At 73.5% G+C, this 22668-nt stretch carries 24 protein-coding genes; 16 read left to right on the forward strand and 8 right to left on the reverse strand.

What is annotated here, in order from left to right:
• Nucleotides 1-126: 126 nt before the first annotated feature.
• The gene (locus KYT88_RS14780) at nt 127-813 is read left to right on the forward strand and encodes a GntR family transcriptional regulator (RefSeq protein WP_043583862.1); all 687 of its coding nucleotides are present in this window, start codon (nt 127-129) and stop codon (nt 811-813) included.
• Between the two features lie 20 nt (nt 814-833).
• Here KYT88_RS14780 and KYT88_RS14785 read toward each other — a convergent pair whose 3' ends face one another.
• Together KYT88_RS14785 and KYT88_RS14790 are read right to left on the reverse strand one after the other, a co-directional pair.
• Complete coding sequence (locus tag KYT88_RS14785; RefSeq protein WP_043583860.1) at nt 834-1532, reverse strand: HAD family hydrolase; 699 nt, start codon at nt 1530-1532, stop codon at nt 834-836.
• A gap of 55 nt (nt 1533-1587) precedes the next feature.
• Nucleotides 1588-2097 carry a MarR family winged helix-turn-helix transcriptional regulator gene (locus KYT88_RS14790; protein WP_041464758.1) on the reverse strand — a complete coding sequence of 170 codons (510 nt, stop codon included), beginning with the start codon at nt 2095-2097 and terminating at the stop codon, nt 1588-1590.
• Between the two features lie 135 nt (nt 2098-2232).
• Between KYT88_RS14790 and mmuM the strand changes: the two genes are divergently transcribed.
• Nucleotides 2233-3138 carry a homocysteine S-methyltransferase gene (mmuM, locus tag KYT88_RS14795; protein ID WP_043583858.1) on the forward strand — a complete coding sequence of 302 codons (906 nt, stop codon included), beginning with the start codon at nt 2233-2235 and terminating at the stop codon, nt 3136-3138.
• An 85-nt stretch (nt 3139-3223) separates the two neighbouring features.
• On the opposite strand, the gene KYT88_RS14800 is transcribed toward mmuM, so the two are convergent.
• Complete coding sequence (locus tag KYT88_RS14800; RefSeq protein ID WP_043583856.1) at nt 3224-4087, reverse strand: SDR family oxidoreductase; 864 nt, start codon at nt 4085-4087, stop codon at nt 3224-3226.
• 113 nt (nt 4088-4200) lie between these two features.
• Here KYT88_RS14800 and KYT88_RS14805 point away from each other — a divergent pair, with 113 nt between their 5' ends.
• The 3 genes from KYT88_RS14805 to KYT88_RS14815 all read left to right on the forward strand — a co-directional run bounded on the left by KYT88_RS14805 (nt 4201) and on the right by KYT88_RS14815 (nt 6929).
• Nucleotides 4201-4581 carry a winged helix-turn-helix transcriptional regulator gene (locus KYT88_RS14805; protein ID WP_043583854.1) on the forward strand — a complete coding sequence of 127 codons (381 nt, stop codon included), beginning with the start codon at nt 4201-4203 and terminating at the stop codon, nt 4579-4581.
• 76 nt (nt 4582-4657) lie between these two features.
• Nucleotides 4658-5953, forward strand: a complete 1296-nt coding sequence (locus KYT88_RS14810; protein WP_043583852.1) for an MFS transporter — start codon at nt 4658-4660, stop codon at nt 5951-5953.
• 109 nt (nt 5954-6062) lie between these two features.
• Complete coding sequence (locus tag KYT88_RS14815) at nt 6063-6929, forward strand: aldo/keto reductase family oxidoreductase (RefSeq protein WP_043583850.1); 867 nt, start codon at nt 6063-6065, stop codon at nt 6927-6929.
• A gap of 17 nt (nt 6930-6946) precedes the next feature.
• Here KYT88_RS14815 and KYT88_RS14820 read toward each other — a convergent pair whose 3' ends face one another.
• The gene (locus KYT88_RS14820) at nt 6947-7882 is read right to left on the reverse strand and encodes a LysR family transcriptional regulator (protein ID WP_043583848.1); all 936 of its coding nucleotides are present in this window, start codon (nt 7880-7882) and stop codon (nt 6947-6949) included.
• A gap of 89 nt (nt 7883-7971) precedes the next feature.
• Between KYT88_RS14820 and KYT88_RS14825 the strand changes: the two genes are divergently transcribed.
• From KYT88_RS14825 to KYT88_RS14850, 6 genes are all read left to right on the forward strand, one after another.
• The gene (locus tag KYT88_RS14825; protein ID WP_043583846.1) at nt 7972-8949 is read left to right on the forward strand and encodes a DMT family transporter; all 978 of its coding nucleotides are present in this window, start codon (nt 7972-7974) and stop codon (nt 8947-8949) included.
• Nucleotides 8946-9335 (forward strand): YidH family protein, encoded by a 390-nt coding sequence (locus KYT88_RS14830; RefSeq protein WP_043583844.1) that lies wholly within the window; start codon nt 8946-8948, stop codon nt 9333-9335. The genes KYT88_RS14825 and KYT88_RS14830 overlap by 4 nt, the downstream gene beginning before the upstream one ends.
• Nucleotides 9332-9685: a DUF202 domain-containing protein gene (locus KYT88_RS14835; protein WP_043583842.1), complete on the forward strand. Its 354-nt coding sequence runs from the start codon at nt 9332-9334 to the stop codon at nt 9683-9685. The genes KYT88_RS14830 and KYT88_RS14835 overlap by 4 nt, the downstream gene beginning before the upstream one ends.
• A gap of 113 nt (nt 9686-9798) precedes the next feature.
• The gene (locus tag KYT88_RS14840; RefSeq protein ID WP_051629216.1) at nt 9799-11097 is read left to right on the forward strand and encodes an ABC transporter substrate-binding protein; all 1299 of its coding nucleotides are present in this window, start codon (nt 9799-9801) and stop codon (nt 11095-11097) included.
• Nucleotides 11097-12071, forward strand: coding sequence for a carbohydrate ABC transporter permease (locus KYT88_RS14845; protein ID WP_237583699.1), 975 nt, complete (start codon nt 11097-11099; stop codon nt 12069-12071). Before KYT88_RS14840 ends, KYT88_RS14845 begins: the two co-directional genes overlap by 1 nt.
• Before the next feature lie 10 nt (nt 12072-12081).
• Nucleotides 12082-12993, forward strand: coding sequence for a carbohydrate ABC transporter permease (locus KYT88_RS14850; RefSeq protein WP_081840891.1), 912 nt, complete (start codon nt 12082-12084; stop codon nt 12991-12993).
• A gap of 46 nt (nt 12994-13039) precedes the next feature.
• On the opposite strand, the gene KYT88_RS14855 is transcribed toward KYT88_RS14850, so the two are convergent.
• From KYT88_RS14855 to KYT88_RS14865, 3 genes are all read right to left on the reverse strand, one after another.
• A complete protein-coding gene (locus KYT88_RS14855; RefSeq protein ID WP_237583700.1) occupies nt 13040-13828 on the reverse strand; it encodes an SDR family oxidoreductase in 789 nt (262 codons plus the stop codon).
• 315 nt (nt 13829-14143) lie between these two features.
• Nucleotides 14144-15034, reverse strand: a complete 891-nt coding sequence (locus KYT88_RS14860) for a carbohydrate kinase family protein (protein ID WP_043583840.1) — start codon at nt 15032-15034, stop codon at nt 14144-14146.
• Nucleotides 15027-16091, reverse strand: a complete 1065-nt coding sequence (locus KYT88_RS14865; RefSeq protein ID WP_043583838.1) for a LacI family DNA-binding transcriptional regulator — start codon at nt 16089-16091, stop codon at nt 15027-15029. The genes KYT88_RS14860 and KYT88_RS14865 overlap by 8 nt, the downstream gene beginning before the upstream one ends.
• A gap of 113 nt (nt 16092-16204) precedes the next feature.
• Between KYT88_RS14865 and KYT88_RS14870 the strand changes: the two genes are divergently transcribed.
• From KYT88_RS14870 to KYT88_RS14885, 4 genes are read left to right on the forward strand one after another with little or no spacing between them, the layout of a single operon-like run.
• Nucleotides 16205-17296 (forward strand): substrate-binding domain-containing protein, encoded by a 1092-nt coding sequence (locus KYT88_RS14870; RefSeq protein WP_043583836.1) that lies wholly within the window; start codon nt 16205-16207, stop codon nt 17294-17296.
• A 2-nt stretch (nt 17297-17298) separates the two neighbouring features.
• Nucleotides 17299-18342: an ABC transporter permease gene (locus KYT88_RS14875; protein ID WP_043584183.1), complete on the forward strand. Its 1044-nt coding sequence runs from the start codon at nt 17299-17301 to the stop codon at nt 18340-18342.
• On the forward strand, nt 18339-19136 hold the full coding sequence (locus KYT88_RS14880; protein WP_043583835.1) for an ATP-binding cassette domain-containing protein: 798 nt from the start codon (nt 18339-18341) through the stop codon (nt 19134-19136). Before KYT88_RS14875 ends, KYT88_RS14880 begins: the two co-directional genes overlap by 4 nt.
• Nucleotides 19133-19426, forward strand: a complete 294-nt coding sequence (locus KYT88_RS14885) for a putative quinol monooxygenase (protein WP_043583834.1) — start codon at nt 19133-19135, stop codon at nt 19424-19426. Before KYT88_RS14880 ends, KYT88_RS14885 begins: the two co-directional genes overlap by 4 nt.
• 102 nt (nt 19427-19528) lie before the next feature.
• Here the strand turns inward: KYT88_RS14885 and KYT88_RS14890 are convergent, their stop codons facing one another.
• On the reverse strand, nt 19529-20281 hold the full coding sequence (locus tag KYT88_RS14890) for an SDR family NAD(P)-dependent oxidoreductase (RefSeq protein WP_043583832.1): 753 nt from the start codon (nt 20279-20281) through the stop codon (nt 19529-19531).
• A gap of 192 nt (nt 20282-20473) precedes the next feature.
• On the opposite strand from KYT88_RS14890, the gene KYT88_RS14895 reads away from it, so the two are divergent.
• On the forward strand, nt 20474-22549 hold the full coding sequence (locus tag KYT88_RS14895; protein WP_043583827.1) for a PhoX family protein: 2076 nt from the start codon (nt 20474-20476) through the stop codon (nt 22547-22549).
• Nucleotides 22550-22668 lie beyond the last annotated feature (119 nt).

The raw sequence follows: 22668 nt of genomic DNA on the forward strand, positions 1-22668 counted from the left end.
ACGCCGGCGGGGGATCCGGCTGCGTCCTATAGGAACAGCCCGGCCGCACACGGGCGTTTCTGTCGTGTTTCCGGGATGTGAAACACGTCTGGGTGGCGGCCTGGCGGCGGATCCTATAATCAGGGCATGGCCTCCCCCGCCCTCGTCCCCGCCCGTCTCGGCGCCGCGGAGCGCGTGCGCGTGCTGCTCGAGGAGGAGATCCTCGGCGGCGTCATCGCCCCCGGATCCCGCGTGAAGGCCGACGAGGTCGCCCAGCGGATGGGCACGAGCCACATCCCCGTGCGCGAGGCGCTGCGGGCGCTCGAGGCCGACGGCTGGGTCGTGCATCGCGCGCACGAGGGCATGTCGGTGCGGTCGCGCGTGCTGTCCGAGCTGGTGGACCTGTTCGAGGCGCGCGCGCTCGTCGAGCCGCGGGCCGTCGAGCTCGCCGCGGGGCGCCGCACGGCCGACGACCTCCGCGAGCTCGAGCGCGTGATCCGCCTGCAGGAGCGCACCGCGGATCCGGCCGACCTCGCGCGCCTCAACTACGACTTCCACGTGGCCCTCGCGGCCGCCGCGCACAACAGCACGCTGGCGCAGGTCGTGGAGTCGATGTCGAAGCGCGTGCGCTTCCACTACCTGCCGGCCGCGAGCGCCCGGCGGACCGACTCGCTCGCCGACCACCGCGAGCTGCTGACGCTGATCGAGCGGCGCGAGGGCGAGCGGGCGGCGGACCTCGCGCGCCGGCACGTCGAGGCCACGCGCGTCGACGCGTGCGCCGCGCTCGAGGACCTCCTGCGCGCGGAGGCCGACGCGGCCGAGGCAGCGGGCTAGGGCGCGTCGCCGGCTCGGGATCAGAGCCCGAGCAGCCGCTCCAGCGCCGGGTCCTCGAGGGACTCGAGCACCAGGTCGGCGCCCGCGTCGCGCAGCTCGTCGGCCGAGTAGTGGCCGCTCGCGACGCCGACCGCGGTGGCCCCGGCCTCGTGCGCGGAGGTGATGTCGTTCGGGGTGTCGCCGACCACGAGCACCTCGTCGCGGGCGGGCGCGGCACCGCGCAGGGTGCCGGCCGTCGCGATCGCCCGGCGCACCACGTCGACCCGGTCGGGCGCGTCGGATCCGTAGGCGCCGAACACGAAGAACCGGCCGAGCCGCGCGGGCTCCATCTTCGTGCGGGCCGCGCCCTCCATCGCGCCGGAGACGACGCCGAGCACGACGCCCGCGTCGGCGAGCCGGTCGAGCAGCGCCTCCGCGCCGGCGAGCACGCGGTAGCCCTCTGAGACGCGGATGTCGTCGGCGAGGTGCCGCAGGTAGGAGGCGTAGAGGCGGGCGAGCTCGGCGGGCTCGGGATCCCGGCCCATCACGCCGCGGAACGTCGCCGCGCCGACCTGCGGATCCGTCTCCCCCGCCGACGAGTGCTCGCCGATGTCGGCCTCCACGTCGTGCAGGTCACGGAAGGCCATCGCCCAGCTGCGGGCGCCGGAGCCGCCCGTGTGGATGAGGGTCTCGTCGATGTCGAAGAGGACGGCGGGCGGGATGCGATCGGTGTCGGCCATGGATCCATCGTGCTCCGGCGGACCTCCGTGCGACCCGGACGGCGGGCCCGATGGATCAGGAGCGCCGCGCCCGCACCCGCTCGGTCGTCCGCGCGATGACGCGCAGGCTGTCGATGAGGGTCGCGATCTGCTCGCGGCTGAGGTCGGCGAGCACCTCGTCCTCGTCGGCGACGAGGCGGCGCATGGCCCGGTCGACGCGCTCGATGCCGAACGGCGTGAGCACCACGAGCCGGCTGCGGCCGCCCGCCGGATCCTCCTCGCGCGTGATGAAGGAGCGCGCGGTCAGCCGGTTCACCCGGTGCACGAGGCTGCCGGTGTCGGTGCCGAGGCGCTCGGCGAGGCCGGCGCGCGTGAGGCCCGCGTCGCCCTGCTGGCGGAGCACGGACAGGAACTCGAACTCGCTCGTGGTGAGGCCCTCGGCGGCGAACGCGCCCTCGCGGATCCGCTGCATCTGCGGCAGCAGCCGCCGCAGCCGCGACACCACGTCGAGCGGCGCGAAGTCGACGTCGGGCATGGCGGCGCCCCAGGCGTCGATCACGAGGTCGACGTCGTCGTCATCCTTCATCGGGACTCCCACCGTCGCGTCCACGGTACCCGGGACGGCGGCGGCTCGCGGGCGGGTGGGCACGCGGCGGAAGGGCGGTGTCGCGGGACGTCGCGGAATCGCGGATCCGTCACCGCGCTCCGGCAGGATGTGCGCATGACCCGGCCGCTCCCGCTCCCCGACCGCCCGCTGGTGCTCGACGGCGGCCTCGGCACGCTGCTGGAGGCGCGCGGGCACGACCTGTCGGATCCGCTGTGGAGCGCGCGAGTGCTCGCCGACGAGCCCGACGCCGTCCGGGCGGCGCACGCCGAGTTCTTCCGCGCGGGAGCGGACGTGGCGATCACGGCGTCGTACCAGGTGGGATTCGCGGCGTTCGCGGCGCGCGGGCTGGGCACGGCGGAGACCGAGGCGCTGCTGCGGGCGAGCGTGCGGCTCGCGGCCGAGGCGCGGGACGAGGTCGCGCGGGACGACGCCGCGGGGGCGGGCCGCGACCGGTGGATCGCCGCGTCCGTCGGCCCCTACGGCGCGACGCTCGGCGACGGATCCGAGTACGCGGGATCCAGCGGCCTGACGCGCGACGAGCTCCGCCGCTGGCACGCGCCGCGGTTCGCCGTGCTCGCCGACGCCGGCGCCGACCTCCTCGCCTGCGAGACCATCCCGAGCCTCGACGAGGGCCGCGCGCTCGTGGATCTCGCGCGCGGCTCGGGCGCATCCGCCTGGCTCGCGTTCACGGTCGTCGACGGGCGCCTGCGCTCCGGCGAGCCGATGGCCGAGGGGTTCCGGCTCGCGGAGGAGGCCGACGAGGTCGTGGCCGTGGGGATCAACTGCGCGCACCCGGATGAGGTGCCGGCCGCGATCGCCGCGGCCCGGAGCGTCACCGACCGGCCGGTCGTCGTCTACCCGAACTCCGGCGAGCGCTGGGACGCCGTCGCGCGGGGCTGGCGCGGCGACCCGGCCCTGCCGTCCGTCGGGGCGTGGATCCGGGCGGGAGCGAGCCTCGTGGGCGGCTGCTGCCGGGTCGGCCCGGACGAGATCGCGCGGATGAAGGACGCGCTGGGCTGACGGCGCGCAGACGACGACGACCCGCCCCCGCGAGGGGACGGGCCGTCGTGGTGTGCGGATCCGCCTCGGGTGCGGATCCGTGGGATCAGGCGCCCGCGACCGCCTGGCGGAGGCCGTCGGCGAGCGACGTGGTGGGACGGCCGAGCAGGCGCGCGAGGTCGCCCGTCTCGTCGTCGAGCTGGCCGGCGCGCGTCGCCGCGTCGAGGCCGACGACGAAGCCGACGGTGCCCTCGTCGAGGCCGGCGCCGCCGAGGATCCGCGCGTGCTCCTCGCTCGAGACCTGCGAGACGGGGACGGGCTGGCCGAGGATGCCGGAGATCGCCTGGGCGAGGTCGTCCTGGGTCCAGCGCTCGTCGCCCGCGAGCTCGAACGTCTGCCCGGCGAGCGAGTCGTCGAGGGCCGCGACCGCGGTGGCCTCGGCGAAGTCGGCGATGGTGGCGCTCGCGACGCGACCGTCTCCCGCGCTCGTGAGGAGCGCGCCGGACTGCTTCACGGAGTCGACCGTGCCCGCGTAGTTCTCCGTGTACCAGCCGTTGCGGAGCAGCGTGACGGGGACACCCGACGCGGCGAGCACCTCCTCGGTGGCCTTGTGCTCGCCCGCGATGAAGAGCTCGGTGGTGGAGGCGCGGAGGACGCTCGTGTAGAGGATCCGGCCGACTCCCGCGGCCTTCGCGGCCTCGATGACGGTGGTGTGCTGCGGCACGCGCTGGCCGACCTCGCTGCCGGAGACGAGCACGAGGGTGTCGCCGGGCTGGATCGCGGCCTTCACGCTCTCGGCGTCGGTGTACTCGAGGCGCGCGGTGCGGACGCCCTGCGCGGCGAGGTCGGCGAGGGCCTCGGGGCGGCGCGCGGTGGCGAGCACGTCGGATGCGGCGGCGCCGCGGGCGAGGAGGGACGCGACGATGCGCGATCCGAGGCGGCCGGTGGCGGCGGTGACGACGATGGTCATGGGGTGCCTTTCGAGTGGGGGACGAGCGGTACGTCGGGGTCAACGACTCCGTTGCGGAGTACCTTCCCACAGGGAGGTACCCACCTTCTGGTAAGTTGTGGGATGTGACGCAGATGAGCTTCCGGGTGAGCCGCGACCGACCCGGCGTGACCGAGGGCCGCTACCCCGCGAACTGCCCGTCGCGCACCCTGCTCGACCACATCACGAGCAAGTGGGGCGTGCTCGTGCTCCTCGCGCTCGGGGAGCGGTCGCGTCGGTGGGGCGAGCTGCGGCGCGAGGTCGAGGGGATCAGCGAGAAGATGCTCGCCTCCACGCTGCGCACGCTCGCCGACGACGGGCTCGTCCTCCGCGAGGCGCAGCCCACCATCCCGCCGCGGGTCGACTACCGGCTCACCGAGCTCGGCCACGAGGTGAGCGCCCGGCTCGTGCCGCTGATGGACCTCGTCATGGACGTCACCGAGGACACGTCGCCGCTGGCGTCGCGCCGACCCTAGGCTGGATCCGGCAGCCGAGGGATCGGCGCCGACCCGCCCCGCGCCACGGCGCCACCCGGCCAAAGAGAGACCGACGATGCCCTCCCCGTCCGCGCCGACGCTGTCGCGCACGCTCGCCCCGACCCGCGACGTCCGCCGCGCGCGCGTCGCCGTCGGCGTCCTCTTCTTCACCAACGGCGCGATCTTCGCGAACCTGCTGCCGCGCTACCCGTCGATCAAGGCGGAGCTGGGGCTCGCCAACGTCGAGTTCGGGGCAGCCGTCGCCGCGTCGCCGCTGGGCGCGCTCATCGCGGGGCTCGCAGCCGGCGTGCTCATCCGCCGGTACCGGTCGGCGCGCGTGGCGGTCGCCGCGACCGTGGTGGCCTCCATCGGGATCCTCCTGGCCGGCCTCGCGCCCGGCTGGCTCGTGCTCGCGGGTGCCCTGTTCCTCGCGGGCGCCATGGACTCGATCACCGACGTCGCGCAGAACTCGCACGCGCTGCGGGTGCAGCGGCTGTACGGGCGCTCGATCATCAACTCCTTCCACGCGGTCTGGTCGATCGGCGCGGTGGCCGGCGGGATCATGGGCGCGGCCGCCGCGCAGATCCGGATGCCGCTGATCGTGCACCTCTCCATCTCGGCCGTGCTGTTCAGCGCGCTGGCGGTGCTCTCGCTGCTGTGGCTGCTGAAGGGCCCGGAGCCGGAGCCCGGCGAGGGCGGCGCGGCGCACGCGCACGCGCCGGATCCCGAGGGCGACGTCGCGCGCGCCGCCTCCCCGCGCGCGCTCGGCCTGGTCGCGAAGTACGGCGTGCTGCTCGCGCTCGTGATCATCGCGTCCGGCGGCGCCATCGTCGAGGACGCCGGCAGCTCCTGGTCGGCCATCTACCTCTCGGGCGACCTCGGCGCGAGCGCGTTCGTCGCGGGCCTCGGCTTCATCTCGCTCCAGGGCATGCAGTTCGTCGGCCGGATGCTCGGCGACCGCATGGTCGACCGCTTCGGCCAGCGCGCCATCGCCCGCCTCGGCGGCGTCCTCGTGCTCGTCGGCATGGGCGCCGCGCTCGCGTTCCCGAGCATCGTCGGCACGATCGTCGGGTTCGGCGTCGCGGGCTTCGGCGTCGCGACGCTCATCCCCGCCGCGATGCAGGCCGCGGACGAGCTCCCCGGCTTCAAGCCCGGCACCGGCCTCACCATCGTCGGCTGGCTGCTGCGGCTCGGCTTCCTCATCTCGCCGCCCGTCGTCGGCGCCATCGCGGACGCCTCGTCCCTCCGCTTCGGCCTGATCTTCATCCCGGCCGCCGGGCTCCTCGTGCTGGTGTTCTCGCGGGTGCTGGCGACGCGGCGGGCGCACCCGGCGGCGCAGGCGGCACCGGGCGCGGCCGTCCCCTCCCCCTAGGGCGCCCTCGCGCGGATCCGCTCACGGGCTCCTGCGAGTGCCGTCGCGCGCATGCTCGCCGCGGGAGAGTGGGCGCACGCCGACCGCCGCGCCACCCGAGAGGATCGCCATGTCCACCGACCTGCCCGGAGGGCTCTTCCCCCTCGCCCACGACCTCACCGTCACGCGCTTCGGCTACGGCGCCATGCAGCTCGCGGGGCCGCGCGTGTTCGGGCCGCCCGCGGATCCCGACGCCGCCCGCGCCGTGCTGCGCGAGGCCGTCGCGCTCGGGATCACGCACATCGACACGGCCGACTTCTACGGCCCCGGGCACACGAACGCGCTCATCGAGGAGGCGCTGTTCCCGTACCCGGAGCACCTGCACATCGTCACGAAGGTCGGATCCCTGCGCGACGCGAAGGGCCGCTGGCCGCAGGCGCTCTCCGCGGCCGAGCTCCGCCAGGCCGTCTACGACAACCTCACGCACCTGACGCTCGACGTGCTCGACGTCGTGAACCTCCGCGTGGGCGCCTTCGACAGCCCGACCGACGGATCCATCGAGGAGCCGTTCACCGCCCTCGCCGAGCTGCAGCGGGAGGGCCTGATCCGGCACCTCGGCGTGAGCAACGTGACGCCCGCGCAGGTGGCCGAGGCCCGCGGGATCGCGCCGATCGTGAGCGTGCAGAACCACTACAACCTGGCGCGCCGCGACGACGACGCGCTCATCGACGAGCTGGCCGCCGACGGCATCGCGTACGTGCCCTACTTCCCGCTCGGCGGGTTCTCGCCGCTGCAGTCGGAGACGCTGGCGCGCGTGGCGGCATCGCTGGGCTCGGCGCCGCTTCCGGTCGCGCTCGCGTGGCTCCTGCGGCGGTCGCCGAACGTGCTCGTCATCGCGGGCACGTCGTCGGTGGAGCACCTGCGCGAGAACGTGGCGGGGGTGCGGATCCGGCTGCCGGAGGATGCGCTCGCGGAGCTGGAGGGGATCGGCGGCTGACGACGCGGCGGGCCGCGTCAGCTCACGGCAGCCCGCTCGGCGGCGGCGGCCGCGGCCTCCGCCACCCGCCGCAGCGCCGCCAGCACCACGCGGACGGGCGCCTGCGCGAGCGCGTCCGGCCGGGCGAGCACGTCGACGTGGCGCACGAGGGTCGCGCCGAGTACCGGCCGCAGCACCATCCCGTCGACCGCGAGCGGCGCGCCGGTCGTGCGCGGCATCACGGCGATCGCGTCGCCGGCCCGCACGATCTGCGCGGCCACCGAGAACTCGTTGACGCTGTGGACGATGCGCGGCGCCTGCCCGATCAGGGCGCCCAGGTGGTCGAGCACGCCCGCGAGCGGGAAGCCGGCGTGGGTGGAGATCCACCGCTCGTCGCGGAGCTGGTCGGGCGCGATGCCCGCGGACGATGCGAGCGGGTGCCCGGCGTGGAGGGCGACGTCGAGCGGCTCCACGAGGAGCGGCACGACCACGAGGCGGGCGGTCGGCCACGGCGGGTCGTGCGGGAGGCGGTGCGCGACGACGAGGTCGTGATCCGCGGTGAGGCCGGCGAAGTCGCCCTGCGCCACGTCGGCGTCCGCGAGCGCGACGCCCGTGCCGGATCCCTCCGCGCCCGCCAGCTCCGCGAGCAGCGGCCCGAAGAGCGCGAGACCGGCGCTGTGGAATGCGGAGACGCGGACGACCCGGGCGTCGTGCTCGAGGAACGACCCGACGGCGTCCCGGGCCGCGGCGAGCGCCTCGTCCACGCGCACCGACGCCGCAGCGAGCGCCTCCCCGGCCTCCGTGAGCACCAGCCGCCGCCCGCGCTTGACGGTGAGCGGCACCGCGACGCCGGCCTGCAGCGCGGCGAGCTGCTGCGAGACGGCGGATGCGCTCACGTGCATCGCGACCGCCACGGCCGCGACGCTCCCCCGGTCGCCGAGCTCGCGCAGGAGACGGAGGCGGGCGGGATCCATGAGCCCTGTCTAACGCATCAGCGCTGCCTAACGCATCGATGAAGACGATGCCCGTCGATCTTCCGCGTCGCCTGCCGGACAGTGGGGACATGGCCTCCCGCACCCGCCCCGAGCCCGTCGTCGACCTGCTGCTCCTGGCCGTCGCGGCCGTCTGGGGCGCGAGCTTCCTCGCGGCCAAGGACCTCGCGGCGGAGACGGGTGTGCCGGCGGCCGTCGCGCTGCGCTTCCTCGTCGCGGTCGTCGCGACCGGGCTGGTCTGCGTGGCCCGGCGCGAGCGGCTGCCCCGCGGTCGCGGCCTCCTCATCGCGGCGGCGCTCGGCTGCTCGCAGGCCGCGGTCATCGGCCTCGAGACCTGGGGCGTGCACCTGACGAGCGCGACCAACGCGGGCCTCCTCATCAGCCTGGCGCTCGTGATGACGCCCGTGCTCGAGGGCGCCGCGTCGCGCTCGTGGCTGCCGCGGTCGTACTTCGTCGCGGCGGTCGCGGCCGTGGTGGGCGTCGCGCTGCTCGTCTCGGAGGGCGGGCTGCGCGCGCCGACCCCGGGCGACGGGCTGGTGATCGCCGCGGCGGTCGTGCGGGCCGTGCACGTCACCGCGAGCGGGCGCCTCACACGCGGGCGCAGCGAGGGATCCCTCGGCGTCGTCCTCGTGCAGATGGGCGTGTGCGCGGCCCTCTTCTCCGCGATGGCGGGGCCCGACCTGCCCGCGGCGGCCGCGGCGCTCGACGCCCCGGGCTGGGCGGGCGTCCTCTTCCTCGGGGTGCTGTGCTCGCTGTTCGCGTTCGCCGTGCAGCTCTGGGCCGTGAGGCGGACGTCGGCGTCGCGCGCGAGCATCCTCATGGGCACCGAGCCGGTGTGGGCGCTGCTGGTGGGCGTGGTGCTGGCCGGGGAGGCGATCGGGCCGGTCGGCGCGGCCGGGGCGGCGCTGATCGTCGCGGCGTCGTACGCGGGCCAGGCGATCGAGCGGCGGCACCGGGCGCGGATCGGCGCGGCGGTCGGCCCGGTCGGCCAGGATGGCGGCATGCCCTCGCGCGCCCCGGCCGACCGGTCCCTGGATCCCGCCGCATGACCGCCCCCGACCCCGGCTCGCCGCCGAGCGACCGCCGCTTCCCGCGGAGCGTCTACCGCGAGGGCGCCGAGCCCGACGTGCGCTTCACCCTCGCGAACGAGCGCACGTTCCTCGCCTGGATCCGCACCTCGCTCGCCCTGATCGCCGGCGGCGTCGCGCTCGAGGCGCTGGGGCTCGGGCTGCAGCCGGGGTTCCGACTCGCGGCCTCGATCGTGCTGATCCTCACCGGGATCGCCGCGCCCGCGCAGGCCTGGATCGGCTGGAAGCGCACCGAGCGCGCCCTCCGCCGCGACCGCCCGCTGCCGTCGGCCGCGCTGTCGCTGCCGCTCGGGATCGCCGTGGTCGCGGCCGGGGTGCTCGTGCTGCTGGGCGTGCTGACGGCGTGAGCACGCCGGATCCGGCCGGCCGCCCCTCCGACCCCGGCCTCCAGCCCGAGCGCACGGCGCTCGCGTGGCGGCGCACGGCGCTGGCGCTCGTCGTCGGATCCCTCCTCGGGCTGCGCGTGCTCCCGACGCTCCTCGGCGCGGCCGGCCTGGTCGTCGCCGCGGCCGGTGTGCTCGCCGCCCTCGCCGTGCTCACGACCGCGCACCTCCGCTACCGGCGCGTGCACCGGATCCTCACCGCGGGATCCGTCGACCCCGGCACCGGCCTCCCCGGCGGCGCGCTCCCCGCGCTCGTGGCCGCCCTCACCGCGTGCGCCGGCCTCGCCGCGCTCTTCCTGGCGCTCGGACGCTGAACGGACAGCAGATCTGACGGATGCATCCGAGGGCGCCCCGGTTCCCTCGCCTGGGGTATTCAGTGGCGGTACATCGCGTCGACTCGGGCGATGCCCCATCGGAAAGGGAATTCATGGAACTCGACCGCCGACGCTTCCTCACCGCCACCGGCGCCGTGTCGCTCACCGCGCTCCTCGCCGGCTGCGCCGGCTTCAGCAAGCCCGCGACGTCCGCCGCCGCCGGCACCCTCACCTTCACGACCTGGGGCACCGACTCCGAGCTGGCCGGCTTCCGCGACCAGATCTCCCGGTTCCAGGACGCCAACCCCGGATCCACCGTCGCGCTCAACGCAGTCCCGTACGAGCAGATGTTCACGAACATCGACGCGCAGCTCCAGGCCGGCAACCCGCCGGACGTCTTCCGCGTGCCGTACTACACGTTCGGCAGCTACGCGGGACGCGGCCAGCTCCTCGACCTGAGCGACCACCTCGACGGCGACTTCGGCGACCGCTTCACGCGCGGCGCGTGGGCGGCCGTGCAGAACGAGGGCTCCCCCTTCGGCATCCCGCACCACACCGACACCACGGCGATCCTCTACAACAAGGCGCTCCTGGACGCCGCCGGTGTCACGGACATCCCCACCGCACTCGAGGATGCCTGGACGTGGGAGGAGTTCGACGCGGTCGCCGCGCAGCTGCGCGCGTCCCTCCCCGCTGACCAGTACCCGTTCGCCTACAACTGGCAGGGCAACGGGGTCACGCGCTGGCTCACCTGGCTGTTCGAGGCCGACGGTCGCTTCCTCACCGAGGACCTGTCCGACGCGGCCATCGACTCCGACGCCGCGCGCAAGGCCGTCGACTTCACGCGCGCCTTCTTCGCCAAGGGCTACGTGCCGGACAACGACACGATCAAGTCCTCCACCTACGCGCAGGACAGCTGGTACGCGCAGACCACGGCCATGGTCTTCTCGGGCGCCTTCTCCATCCCGGACGCCACCGACACGCTCGACTTCGAGTGGGGCGCGACCTTCGCGCCGCGCGACGTGCGCGCCGCGAGCGACTTCGGCGGCAACGCCCTCGTCGTGACCAAGGACACGGCGGATCCCGAGCTGGCCGCCGCCTTCCTGGACTTCCTCACCCAGGAGGACGCCATGCGCGCCTTCTGCGAGGGCGCGTCGCTGCTTCCCACGCGGCAGGACCTCATCGACTCGGGGATCGAGTTCGCCGTGCGCCCGGAGCTGGCGCCCGTCTACGTCGGCCAGGCCAGCACCGTGCAGGCGTCGGACTCGGGGCAGGTCGCCTCGCCATCGATGTCGCGCATCATCACGGTGCTGCAGGACGAGCTCGAGAAGGCGTTCACGAGCGACGCGAGCACGGACGACGTCGTGGCGGCGCTCAGCACGGGCGTCGCGTCGGCCGTCCAGGCGGGCTGATGACGGCGGCACCCGGGGTCGCGCCCCGCGCGACCCCACCCGTCGGCCGGGGGACGGACGCCGGGAGGTCGACGCCCCGCCCGCAGCGGCCGGGGTCCCGTTCGCGCTCCCGCGGCGAGGCGGCGGTCGCGTGGATGCTCCTCACGCCGAACCTGTTCATGCTCACGCTCTTCGTGCTCGTACCGCTCGTCTGGGCTGTGTTCGTGAGCCTCCAGCGCACCGACGGCTTCGGCGGCGGCACGTTCACGGGCCTCGACAACTACCAGCGGCTCGTGTCCGATCCCGTGTTCTGGCGCTCGGCGGCCAACACCGTGCTCTTCACCGTGATCGTCACCCCGCTGTCGATGGGCCTCGGCCTCGGCGCCGCCGTGCTGCTCAACTCGGTGCTGCCGGCGCGCGGGCTCTTCCGCTCGATCCTCATCCTCCCGATGGCGATCTCGGGCGTCGCGACCGCGCTCATCGGCGTGCTCCTGTTCGACGAGAACAGCGGGCTCATCGACAAGCTCGTGCGCGCGGTCGGCCTGCCGGGTGTGCCGTGGCAGTCGGACGGGACGGCGGCGTTCGTCTCGATCGTGCTCATCACGCTGTGGTGGCGCGTCGGCTTCAACATGCTCATCTACCTGGCGGGCCTGCAGTCCGTCGACGCGGGCGTCTACGAGGCCGGTCGGCTCGACGGCGCGGGCGGCTGGCAGCGCTTCCGGTACCTCACGGTGCCGCTCGTGGGCCCGTCGTCGTTCTTCCTGCTGATCCTCAACGTCATCTACTCGTTCCAGGTCTTCGATCTGGTCTTCGTGATGACGGGCGGCGGGCCGGGCAACGCCACCAGCGTCATCGTCACGTACGCCTACGACCAGGGCTTCGTGACGCGCGACCAGGGCTACGCGGCCGCCATCGGCGTCGTGCTGCTCGCCGTCATGCTCGCCTTCACGGTGGTGCGCTGGTACTCCAGCCGCTCCCGGGACCTCGTGGATTGAGAGCCGCGCCATGACCACCGCACCCGTCGCGCCCGTGGAGCAGGAGGTCCGCCGCGCGCGGACCGCTCCCGACGCGCCCCTCACCCGCCCCGGCGCCCGCCGCGCCCGCGAACGCCGCCTCCGCGCGCTGCGGCTCCTCGCCGCCGTCGTCGTCTCGCTGATCATCCTGTTCCCGCTGTACTGGATGGTCGTCGTCGCCTTCTCCACGCGCGCCGACCTCCTCGGCGGGGCGCTGCGCATCTTCCCGACGACCCTCACGACGGCGAACTTCGAGCGCGTGCTCGACTCCTTCCCCGTCGCCACCTGGTTCGGGAACTCGACCGCGATCGCCCTCGTGGTCGCGCTCATCACCGTGACCATCAACGTGCTGGGCGGATACGCGTTCGCGCGGCTGAGGTTCCGCGGATCCAACGCCGTGTTCCTCGTCGCGCTCGCGACGCTCATGATCCCGGTGCAGGTGATCATGGTGCCGCTGTTCACGCTCGTCACCGGCCTCGACCTCTACGGCACGTACTGGGCCGTCATCCTGCCGACCGCAGCGAGCGCCTTCGGGCTGTTCCTCGCGCGCCAGTCCATCCTCGGGATCCCGACGGAGCTCATCGAGGCCGCGCGCATCGATGGCGCGAGCCACCTGCGCATCCTCCGCAGCATCGTCCTGCCGCTGTCCAAGCCGCTGCTCGCGGTGCTCTTCTTCATGAGCCTGCTGTCGACGTGGAACGACTTCTCCTGGCCGCTCATCGCGCTCAAGCAGAACGAGCTCTTCACGCTGCCGATCGGCCTGCTCTACCTGCAGGGCCAGTTCGGCTCCGACTACGGCGGCACGATGGCGTTCGCACTCATCAACGTGGCGCCGATGGTGGTGCTGTTCCTGGTCTTCCAGCGCTACTTCGTGCAGGGGTTCGCCCGCAGCGGGATCCGCTGACGCGACGCCCGGACGCCGCCGTGATCGGCATGCTGGCCGGGTCCCGCTAGGAGACGGGCCCGAGCAGCTCCCGCACGTAGTCCTCGTACGCGCGGGGCGCGTGCCCGAGGATGCCGCGGAGACGCGCGATGGCCTCGGGGCTCCCGATGAGCCCGTCCCGCTGGAAGCCGGAGTACATGCGCTCGTAGTCGTAGACCAGCCACGAGGGCATGGAGGCGAGGGACGCCTCGCGCCACGCCACCAGGTCGTCTCCCCCGTACGTCACGGTCCTCCCGAGGGCGTCGGACAGGGCCGCGGCCGTCGCCTCGCCGGTCCATGGGGTCGGGCCGGCCACGTCGACCGGACCGGCGAGCTCCGTCCCCGGCACCAGGGCGCTCACCGCGACCTCGGCGATGTCGCGCACGTCGACCCGGGAGACGCCCGTCCCGCCGAGCGGCTGCGGGTACACGCCGTCGCGGATCGCGTCGAGGTACCAGACGTCGTTCTGGAAGAAGTTGTTGACGCGGAGGAAGCAGGCCTCGACGCCGCTGTGCTCGAGGAGGGACTCCACGGCGAGCTTCGCCGAGTTGTGCGGCACCTGCGGCGCCCGGTCGAGGTCCTGGACGGAGAGGTAGACGATCCGGCGGACCCCCGCCGCCACGGCGTGGTCGACCGCGACGGTGGTCTCGTACAGCTCGGTGGGCGTCCCCGTCAGGGCCAGGAACACCTGCTCGACTCCGTCGAACGCCGGCATGGCGTCGTAGGGGTCGCCCAGATCCCCGACCACGCCCTCGACGCCGTCGGGGAGGTCGGCGAGCCGCCGCGCGTCGCGGCTCATGACCCGCAGTCCGGTCATCCCCCCAACGCAGGGCCTCGGCGATGACGGCCGAGCCGACCGTCCCTGTGCCGCCGATGATCAGGGTTCGTGCGTCGCCCATGGTGATCCTCCTCGTCTGCTCCATCGGTGCGCCGCGCAGGGCCCGCAGCCGCCTGCCGAGGAAGGGTGTCGCCGGCGGACGCATCACGTGAGGACTGCGCTGACCTGCCCGAGCACCGCCGCCGAGGGGCTGTCCGCTCGGCGGTTCGATCGATTCGTGCGCGTCGACGCTACGCCGCACGCGGGGGTCGGGCCGCGCGGATCCGCGCACCGGTACCCTGCTCCCTGCGCGCCTCAGGCGGTCGGCATCCGCAGCAGCGCGCCCTGCTCACGGCAGGTCGCCGCGGCGATCGCCATGCAGGTGCGGAGCATCGCCTCGCCCTCCGCGGGCGTGCGCGGCGCACCCCGGCGCACGATGGCGTCGGCCGCGGCGGCGAGGCACGCGTCCCCGGCGCCCATGGTGTCGACGATGGGTCGCGGATCCGGCGCGATGCCCGCCGTGACCACCGACCCGTCCTCGAGCTGCACGGACGCGCCGCGCGCGCCCTCGGTCGCGAGCACGAGGCGGCTGCCGGTCGCGTGCAGGGCCGCGCGCGCGTCGGCGAGCGCGCCCAGCTCGAGCAGCGCGGTGTCGTCGTCGCCGACCTTCACGAGCAGCGCCTGGGCGGCGGCGCGCGCGAACCCGGCGCGGAACCGCGCGGCGTCGTGGAGCATGCCGGCGCGGGGGTTCGGGTCGACGAGGAGGCGCTCGCGCGGATCCCGCACGGCCGCCAGGAGCTCGTCGGCCTGCGCGTGGTCGTCGTACGGGAAGCAGCTCACGACCACGAGCGACGCCGCGTCGAGCGCCGCCCGCTCCGCCTCGCCGATGCGCACGCGCCGGTTCCAGGCGGCGTCGTTGAAGGAGTAGCGCGGCTCGCCGTCCTCGCGCTCGCTCACCGCGACGGAGGTCCCGGACGGGCCGACGGTGGCGATGAGCTCGACCCCGTGCGCGGCGAGCTCGGCGCGGATCCGCTCGCCGTGCTCATCGTCGCCGACCATGGCGACGAGCTGGACGCGGTGCCCGAGGATCGCGAGGCCGACGGCGACGTTGAGCGCGGCTCCGCCGACGAACGCGGTCTCCTCGCCGCCCTCGCGGATGAGGTCGATCAGGGCGTCGCCGACGACGACGATGGGCTGGTCATGCATGGCGGGGGACCTCTCCTGAGCCTCGGACGATGAGCGTGGTGGGGACGACGACGGTCTGCGCGGGGCCGGCGTCCCCGTCGAGCCGGGCGAAGACGCGCTCCGCGGCGGCGTGGCCGATGCCCGACGGGTCCTGCGCGATCACGGTGACGGCCGGATCCAGCAGGGCCGCCAGCGGCAGGTCGTCGAAGCCGACGAGCGCGATGCGCCGGTGGGCGTCGTGCCGCCGGAGGGCCGTGATGACGCCGATGGTGATGAGGTTCTGCCCGCTGACGATCGCGGTCGGCGGCTCGGGCAGGTCGAGCAGTCGCTCGGCGAGCGCCTCGGCCACGCGCTCGTCCCACGCGCCGTCGAGGACGAGCTCGGGCGCCACGGGCAGCCCGCGCCGCTGCATCTCCTCGACGAAGCCGCGCTCGCGCTCCCGGGCAGTGAAGATCTCCGGCCGGTCGCCGAGGAACGCGATCCGGCGGTGGCCCTGGTCGGCGAGGTGCGCGACGGCCCGGGAGACGCCGGCCGCGTTGTCGACGATGACCGAGTCGGCCTCGAGCCCGGCGGGCACGCGGTCGACGAACACGAGCGGGGTGCCGCGCGACGCCGCGACGCCGAGGTAGGCCTGGCTGGGCGCGATGGTGGTGAGGATGAGCCCGTCGACCCGGCGGGCGAGGAACGCGTCGACGGAGGAGCGCTCCCGCTCGGGGTCGTCGTCGAGGCTCGAGGCGAAGACGGCGACCCGTCGCTCCTTGGCCACCTCCTCGACCGCGCGATGCACCGCTCCCGAGAACGGGTTGGCCACGCTGCCGACGAGCAGGCCGAGCGTGTTGGTGCGTCGGTCGGCACGGCGCAGGTTGCCGGCGTGCAGATCGGGCTGGTACTGCAGCTGCTCCACGGCGGCCTGCACCCGGGCGGTCATCTCCGCGGAGACGTTCGGCTCACCGTTGACCACGCGCGACACCGTCTTGATGCCGACGCCCGCGAGCCGCGCCACGTGCTTCATCGTGGGGCGGCGCGCGCCCGACGGCGGGTCGGGTGGGGATCCGGGCGGGGATGACAACGGTGTCACGAAAGGGTCTCGCTCTCTGCGCAATGGCTTGACCATACCGGGTCCCACCCGGTAGACCTCTACCTGACAACGTTGTCGGGAGCGCGCTCCCACCCGAAGGACAGGATCCACCAATGACGAACCGATCCCCGCGCCTCGTGCGCACCATCGCCCTCGGCTCGGCGGCCCTCATCGCCGCGGGCGGGCTCGCCGGCTGCTCCAGCTCGAGCGGCGCCTCCGGATCCGGCGGATCCGGCGACGTCGGCGTCTCGCTCATCGTGAAGACGACCACCAACCCCTTCTTCGTCGCGATGGAGGACGGCGCGAAGGAGGCCGCGGCGAAGGACGGCATCGACCTCACGCTCGCCGCCGGCAAGGCGGACGGCGACGAGGACACCCAGATCCAGGCCATCGAGAACGCCATCTCGAAGGGCGACAAGGGCATCCTCATCACGATCAACGGCCCCTCGGTCCTCGACGCGATCCAGAAGGCCCGCGACGCCGGCCTCTTCGTCATCGCGCTCGACACGGCACCCGACCCGGCCGACTCCGTCGACATCACGTTCGCCACCGACAACTTCGCCGCGGGCGAGTCCATCGGCAAGTGGGCCGCCGCGCAGCTCGGCGGCAAGAAGGCGACCATCGCCCTCCTCGACCTGTACGACGACAAGGCCATCTCGGTCGACTACAACCGCGACCAGGGCTTCCTCACCGGAATGGGCATCGACGTCGGCGACAAGGCCAAGAACGGCGACGAGGCGAAGACCGGCGACTACAGCGGCGGCGACTACGAGATCGTCGGCAACGAGGCCACGCAGGGCGCCGAGGACGGCGGCCGCACGGCGATGGAGACGCTGCTGTCGAAGGACCCCGACATCAACGTCGTCTACACGATCAACGAGCCCGCCGCGTTCGGCGCTTATCAGGCGCTCCAGGCGGCCGGCAAGGAGAAGGACGTGATCCTCGTCTCGGTCGACGGCGGATGCGCGGGCGTCAAGAACGTCAAGGAGGGCGTCATCGGCGCCACCGCCCAGCAGTACCCCGTGAAGATGGCGCAGCTCGGCGTCGAGGCCATCGCGCAGCTCGCGAAGGACGGCACCAAGCCCGCCACGAGCGCCGGCCTCGACTTCTTCGACACCGGATCCGCGCTCGTCACCGACACCCCCGTCGACGGCCTCGACAGCATCACGGCCGACGACGCCGCGACGAAGTGCTGGGGCGAGTGACCGTGAGCCGGACCACCGACCCGAACCCGCCCACCTCCGCCCTCGACCTCGCGAACGAGTTCCTCGACCGGCGCACGCCCCTCGACCGGATCCGCGGGGTGCTGCACCGCTACCCCGCCGTCAGCCCGGCCGTCGTGCTGGTCCTCGCGGTCATCGTGTTCGGCCTGCTCAACGACCGCTTCCTCGATCCCGCCAACCTGTCGCTCGTCACGCAGCAGGTCGCCGTGGTCGGCACGCTCGCGGTGGCGCAGACGCTGATCATCCTCACCGCGGGCATCGACCTCTCGGTGGGCGCGGTCATGGTGCTCACCTCGATGGTCATCGCGCAGACCGCGAGCGAGAACGGCCTGCCGGCACCCGCCGCGCTGGCCGCCGGGCTCGTCGTCGGCCTCGCGGCCGGCGCGTTCAACGGCCTCCTCGTGACGCGGCTGCGGCTCCCCCCGTTCATCGTCACGCTCGGGACGCTGAACATCTTCGTGGCGCTCACGCTCCTCTACTCCAACGGCGCGACCATCCGCGGCGTGGACATGCCGGCCGCCCTCTCCTGGACGGGCCGCACGTTCGACCTCGCCGGGGTGAAGATCAGCTTCGGCGTGGTGCTCATGCTGGTGCTCTACATCGTGGTCGCGTTCATCCTCGGCAAGACCGCGTGGGGCCGGCACGTGTACGCGGTCGGCGACGACAAGGAGGCCGCGCGCCTCGCTGGCATCAGCGTCAACCGGGTGCTCATGAGCGTGTACCTCGCGGCCGGGGCGATCCTCGCGGTCGGCGCGTGGATCGCGATCGGCCGCAGCAACGCGGCCAGCCCGAACGCGGGCGCCGACCTCAACCTCGACTCGATCACCGCGGTGGTGATCGGCGGCACGAGCCTCTTCGGCGGCCGCGGCACCGTCTGGGGCACGCTCCTCGGCGCGCTCATCGTCGGCGTCTTCCGCAACGGGCTCTCGCTCGCCGGGCTGGACGTGCTGTACCAGACCCTCGCCGTGGGCGTCCTCATCATCGTGGCGGTCTCCGTCGACCAGTGGATCCGAAAGGTGCGCAAGTGACCCTCACCGACCCCGCGGGGAGCGCCCCCGCCCCGACCCGCACGCCCGTCCTCGAGGCGAAGCGGCTCGTGAAGACCTTCGGCCGCGTGGTCGGACTCGACGGCGTCAGCCTTGAGCTCTTCCCCGGCGAGGTGCTCGCGATCATCGGCGACAACGGCGCCGGCAAGTCGACGCTCATCAAGTGCCTCACGGGAGCGGAGACGCCCGACGAGGGCGAGCTGTTCCTCGACGGCAAGCCCGTGTCGTTCAAGCGGCCGCAGGACGCCCGGGCCGCGGGGATCGAGACGGTGTACCAGAACCTGGCCGTCTCGCCCGCGCTCGACGTGGCCTCGAACCTCTACCTCGGGCGCGAGAAGCGGAAGAAGGGGATCCTCGGATCCGTCTTCCGCATGCTCGACACGGCCGGCATGCGCCGGGAGGCCAAGGCGGAGCTGACCGAGCTCGGCATCTCGACGCTGCAGGACGTGACCGTGCCGGTCGAGAACCTGTCCGGCGGGCAGCGGCAGGCGGTCGCCGTGGCGCGCGCCGCGGCGTTCGGCTCGAAGGTCGTGGTGCTCGACGAGCCCACCGCGGCGCTCGGCGTGCGCGAGTCGAACCAGGTGCTCGAGCTGGTGCGGAACCTGCGCGACCGCGGCATCCCGGTGATCCTCATCAGCCACAACATGCCGCAGGTGTTCGAGGTGGCCGACCGGATCCACATCCAGCGCCTGGGCAAGAAGGCCGCGACGATCACGCCGCAGTCGCACTCGATGACCGACGCCGTCGCGATCATGACGGGCGCGGCGACGGCGTGACGGCGACGGTGCTGTACGCCGAGTTCACGGCGCTGCCGGGGCACGAGGAGCAGGTGGCGCGGATGATCGCCGGCCTCGCGGAGCTCGTGCGCGCCGAGCCCGGCAACGTCGTGTTCGAGCCGTACCGGCGGGTGGAGGATCCGGCGCGCTTCGTCGTGCACGAGGTCTACCGCGACGAGGCCGCGTTCCAGGCGCACATCGGGGCGTCGTACGGCGCCGAGTTCAACGCGGCTCTGGGGCCGCTCATCGTGGAGGACGGATCCCAGCTCACGTTCCTCGCGCCCGTCTGAGCCGCGGATCCTGCGCGCACCGCGGCCGCCCGGCGTCTCGACGCGCCGGGCGGCCGCGGCCATGCGAGGTCGTGCGCCGCGGGTGCGCGCGCGACCCGCGGATCAGCGCGCCGAGTACCCGCCGTCCACCAGGTGGTAGCTGCCCGAGATGAAGGACGCGTCGTCGCTGAGGAGGAAGAGCACGAGGGCCGCGACCTCCTTGTCCGTGCCGAGGCGGCCGGTCGCGTGCTGGCTCTCGAGGTACGCCAGCGCGTCCGCCGAGAGGGACGAGCGCACGAGCGGGGTGTCGATGAATCCGGGGCCGACCGCGTTGGTGCGCACGCCGCGGGCCGTGTACTCGAGCGCCGCGACCTTGGTGAGGCCGACGAGGGCGTGCTTGCTCGCGACGTAGGCGGCGTTCTGGGCGAAGCCGACGGATCCGAGCACCGAGCTCATGTTGACGACCGCGCCGCCGCCCGCCTCCACCATCGCGGGGAGCTGGTAGCGGAGGCCGTAGAAGACGCCGTCGAGGTCGATGGCGCGCGTGCGGTCCCACGCGGAGATCTCGTAGTCGCCGATGTCGGCGGCCGGGGCGCTGATGCCGGCGTTGTTCACGGCGAGGTGCAGCGCGCCATACGCGTCGACGGCGTGCGCGACGGAGGCCTCCGAGTCCTCCGCCTTCGCGGTGTCCTGGCGGAACGCGGTCGCGGTGCCGCCTGCCGCCTCGATCTCCGCGACGACGCGCTCGGCCGCCTCCAGCTGGATGTCGGTGACGACGACCGACGCGCCCTCCGCGGCGAGCGCCCGGGAGATCGCGGCGCCGATGCCGCTGCCACCGCCCGTCACGAGCGCGGTTTTCGTGTCGAACCTGGCCATGGGGATCCTCCTCGGGCTGAGGCGGCGCGGATCCGCGCCGCTCCTCGACGCTACGCCCGCGCGATCCGTCCATCCCCGGTTAACCCGGCGTCCACCCCGGAGTCGGGGGCGCGCCCGAGGGCGCCAATACCTTCCAAGCGTGATGCGTCCGCCGCCCCCGCTGGGGACGCCCGAGATCGATGGAGACCCCACATGACCCTCACCCGCGAGAACCACCACCGGCTGCTGCCGATCCTGTCCCGCGACCCGCACGCCCGCGGCAAGCGCAGCACCGTCACCTGCCACCTCAAGTGCGACGACGCGTGCACGAAGCCCGTGCCGAACGTGACCGACAACTCCTACTTCCGCGACATCGCGGGGCGCGCCCTCTCGCGCCGCACGCTGCTCGGCGGCGCGGGCGCCGGTGCCCTCGCGATCCTCGTGGCGCAGAACGCCGCAGCTCCCGGCGCCGAGGCCGCCGCCGCGCAGGCCGCGTCGAACCTGCCCTTCACCGCGATCACGCCCGTCGACGCCACCGTCGACCAGTTCACCGTGCCGACCGGGTACCGCTGGCAGCCGATCATCCGCTGGGGCGACCCGCTCTTCAGCTACGCCGACGACTTCGACGCCGACAACCAGACGGCCAAGCTCGCGTCGCGCCAGTTCGGCTACAACAACGACTACCTCGACATCATCCCGATCAACTCGCGGAACAAGGAGGCGCTGCTCGTCGCCAACCACGAGTACACGAACGAGAACATCATGTTCCCGCCCGCGGCCGACGACGCCGAGCTCGCCGAGCAGCGCCGCATCGGGAAGGCCTCGCACGGCATGTCCGTCGTGGCGCTCCGCCGCAAGACGGTCGGCCAGCCGTGGACCTACACGATCGGCCACCACCGCAACCGCCGCATCACCGCGGACACGCCCTTCTCCGTGTCGGGCCCCGCCGCCGGATCCGCGTCGCTGCGCACCAAGGACGACCCCAAGGGCACGCGCATCCTCGGCACGCTCGGCAACTGCGCCGGCGGCACCACCCCGTGGGGCACCGTGCTCTCCGGCGAGGAGAACTTCAACGGCTACTTCCGCACCGCGGGCACGAGCGTCTCCGACAAGCGCTACGGGCTCGCCGACAAGGCGACGACCCGCGGCTGGGAGGCCATCGACCCGCGCTTCGACGCCCGCACGGCCGGCTACGAGAACGAGCCGAACCGCTTCGGCTGGATCGTCGAGGTCGACCCGTTCGAGCCCGGCGAGGCGCCCGTGAAGCACACCGCGCTCGGCCGCTTCAAGCACGAGGGCGCGAACGTGATCCTCGGGAAGAGCGGCCACGTCGCCGCGTACATGGGCGACGACGAGCGCTTCGACTACCTGTACAAGTTCGTCTCGCACGACACGATGGTCGTGGGCACGTCGCGCCAGGACCGCCGCAAGAACAAGCAGCTGCTCACACGCGGCGCGCTCTACGTGGCGCGCTTCACGGGCGACTCGCCCGTCGCGGAGATCACCGGCACCGGCCAGGTCCCGTCCGACGGCTCGTTCGACGGCATCGGCCAGTGGATCCCGCTGGTGATCGACGGCGTCTGCCAGGTCCCCGGCTTCACGACCGAGGAGGCGCTCGTGCACACGCGCCTCGTCGCCGACGCGGCCGGCGCCACGAAGATGGACCGCTGCGAGGACGTCCAGCCGAGCCCCGTCACCGGCAAGATCTACGTCGCCTGCACCAACAACACCGACCGCGGCAAGGCCGGCAAGGAGGGCGCAACGGAGATGAACCCGCGGACGACCAACCGCGACGGCCACATCGTGGAGATCACCGAGGACGGCGGCGACCTCCGCTCGACCACCTTCACGTGGAACCTGCTGCTCGTCGCGGGCGACCCGGCGAAGAACGAGTCGACCTACTTCTCGGGCTTCCCGAAGGACAAGGTCTCGCCCATCAGCTGCCCGGACAACGTCGCGTTCGACTCCGAGGGCAACCTCTGGATCTCCACCGACGGCGCCCCGAGCACCATCGGCCTCAACGACGGCCTGTTCAAGGTCCCCGTCGAGGGCGCCGAGCGCGGCCACGTGCAGCAGTTCCTCTCGGTGCCCACCGAGGCGGAGACCTGCGGGCCGGTCGTGCACGACACCGAGGGCATGGTGTTCGTCGCGGTGCAGCACCCGGGCGAGGACGGCTCGTTCGCCGAGCAGCACTCGTTCTTCCCCGACTACGTGCCGGCAGGCGCCACCCCGCCCAAGGGCGCGTGGCGCGGACCGCGCCCGTCGGTGATCCAGGTGTGGCGCGGCTGACCCACCGAGAGCTACTCGCGGGGCGACCCGTGAGCTGATCGGGGGGCCGATCGGAGGGCCGGGGCGTGCGTGCGCCCCGGCCCTCGTGCGTCTGCCAGTCGTGCGCGGAGGCGGGTGCG

The organism is Clavibacter sp. A6099, from assembly GCF_021919125.1.
In the GTDB taxonomy this organism is placed as follows: Bacteria; Actinomycetota; Actinomycetes; order Actinomycetales; family Microbacteriaceae; genus Clavibacter; species Clavibacter seminis.

Bases quoted from the DNA above. Each gene is read 5' to 3' on its own strand.
- KYT88_RS14780 (WP_043583862.1), top strand. From the start codon at position 127: ATGGCCTCCCCCGCCCTCGTCCCCGCCCGTCTCGGCGCCGCGGAGCGC.
- KYT88_RS14785 (WP_043583860.1), bottom strand. From the start codon at position 1,532: ATGGCCGACACCGATCGCATCCCGCCCGCCGTCCTCTTCGACATCGAC.
- KYT88_RS14790 (WP_041464758.1), bottom strand. From the start codon at position 2,097: ATGAAGGATGACGACGACGTCGACCTCGTGATCGACGCCTGGGGCGCC.
- mmuM (WP_043583858.1), top strand. From the start codon at position 2,233: ATGACCCGGCCGCTCCCGCTCCCCGACCGCCCGCTGGTGCTCGACGGC.
- KYT88_RS14800 (WP_043583856.1), bottom strand. From the start codon at position 4,087: ATGACCATCGTCGTCACCGCCGCCACCGGCCGCCTCGGATCGCGCATC.
- KYT88_RS14805 (WP_043583854.1), top strand. From the start codon at position 4,201: ATGAGCTTCCGGGTGAGCCGCGACCGACCCGGCGTGACCGAGGGCCGC.
- KYT88_RS14810 (WP_043583852.1), top strand. From the start codon at position 4,658: ATGCCCTCCCCGTCCGCGCCGACGCTGTCGCGCACGCTCGCCCCGACC.
- KYT88_RS14815 (WP_043583850.1), top strand. From the start codon at position 6,063: ATGTCCACCGACCTGCCCGGAGGGCTCTTCCCCCTCGCCCACGACCTC.
- KYT88_RS14820 (WP_043583848.1), bottom strand. From the start codon at position 7,882: ATGGATCCCGCCCGCCTCCGTCTCCTGCGCGAGCTCGGCGACCGGGGG.
- KYT88_RS14825 (WP_043583846.1), top strand. From the start codon at position 7,972: ATGGCCTCCCGCACCCGCCCCGAGCCCGTCGTCGACCTGCTGCTCCTG.
- KYT88_RS14830 (WP_043583844.1), top strand. From the start codon at position 8,946: ATGACCGCCCCCGACCCCGGCTCGCCGCCGAGCGACCGCCGCTTCCCG.
- KYT88_RS14840 (WP_051629216.1), top strand. From the start codon at position 9,799: ATGGAACTCGACCGCCGACGCTTCCTCACCGCCACCGGCGCCGTGTCG.
- KYT88_RS14845 (WP_237583699.1), top strand. From the start codon at position 11,097: ATGACGGCGGCACCCGGGGTCGCGCCCCGCGCGACCCCACCCGTCGGC.
- KYT88_RS14850 (WP_081840891.1), top strand. From the start codon at position 12,082: ATGACCACCGCACCCGTCGCGCCCGTGGAGCAGGAGGTCCGCCGCGCG.
- KYT88_RS14855 (WP_237583700.1), bottom strand. From the start codon at position 13,828: ATGACCGGACTGCGGGTCATGAGCCGCGACGCGCGGCGGCTCGCCGAC.
- KYT88_RS14860 (WP_043583840.1), bottom strand. From the start codon at position 15,034: ATGCATGACCAGCCCATCGTCGTCGTCGGCGACGCCCTGATCGACCTC.
- KYT88_RS14870 (WP_043583836.1), top strand. From the start codon at position 16,205: ATGACGAACCGATCCCCGCGCCTCGTGCGCACCATCGCCCTCGGCTCG.
- KYT88_RS14890 (WP_043583832.1), bottom strand. From the start codon at position 20,281: ATGGCCAGGTTCGACACGAAAACCGCGCTCGTGACGGGCGGTGGCAGC.
- KYT88_RS14895 (WP_043583827.1), top strand. From the start codon at position 20,474: ATGACCCTCACCCGCGAGAACCACCACCGGCTGCTGCCGATCCTGTCC.